This window comes from Vibrio sp. OPT41 (assembly GCF_015163595.1).
GTDB classification, from domain to species: domain Bacteria; phylum Pseudomonadota; class Gammaproteobacteria; order Enterobacterales; family Vibrionaceae; genus Vibrio; species Vibrio alginolyticus.
This window is the reverse complement of record NZ_JADDYH010000048.1, coordinates 1-864: the sequence shown is the minus strand read 5'-3', so window position 1 is coordinate 864 and position 864 is coordinate 1. Positions and strand designations below refer to the sequence as shown.

The 864-nt window shown below is 42.8% G+C and carries 2 pseudogenes; both read left to right on the top strand.

The window, feature by feature from the left end:
- Positions 1–588: pseudogene (locus IQP38_RS18385) on the top strand (hypothetical protein); the annotation flags it as partial.
- Between the two features lie 63 nt (positions 589–651).
- Positions 652–864: pseudogene (locus IQP38_RS26570) on the top strand (hypothetical protein); the annotation flags it as partial.

The following is an 864-nucleotide window of genomic DNA, read 5'->3' as shown; positions in this document are numbered from 1 at the left end:
GCTTCTATTGACTCAGAAATTGGGGGGCTTGATATCGATGTTTCTGAATTTAACTCCCGCGCAGCATTTGTTGGTGGTATGGCCGGACTAGGAAGTCTAGGTGCAATGGCACTATATGTATCTACGATTGCAAGCAACTTAGGGGCTTACATCCTAGTTGGTAAAGCTGCGGGTGTACTTGTTTCGTTAGGACTTGCCAGTAGCGTAACCTCAGTTACATCGTTCGTGGCGGCTCTTGGTGGCCCGATCACTATCGGTATTGCTATTGCAGCTGCGATTGGATATATGGTTTATCGTTTAATGGGTAGTTCATGGCAGAAAAGCCTCGCTAAAAAGGTTGCTGAAGCAATCAAAAAGGAAAACGTTTGGGACCAAATTGAAGATTGCATTGCTAAGTTCTGGAACAATACTGAGACTGCAATTCAGGCTGGTCTAGATGAACTGGTAGAACAAACCGAAGAGTACATCAATAAGCTGAAGGAAGATGCAGCTACAGAATATGACATTGATGAATTAAAGCGTTCTGTTGAAGCTCTAGTTGAGATTCGTGACTTACTAACTGGAAAGTTTGAATCTAAGACGGCTTAATCATTACAAGAGGGGCCTGTGTTCATTGCAGGACCCTCTTTCAAGTTTAAAGGGTGCAAAACAATGGCTTTATGGTTGGCGGTTATACCATTAGCGTATGGCGCAAAAAAATTATATGACGCATATAAGGAAGATGATGCGCCATCAACATCTAACTCCAGCAAATCTTATGACTCTAATGCGAAGCTGAAATCGGCAAAGAGACGCAGAACTATAGAGAGAAAAAAGGCGTTAGAGAGTTTGATTAACGCGCACCGGGAAAAGCAGTTAAACGAT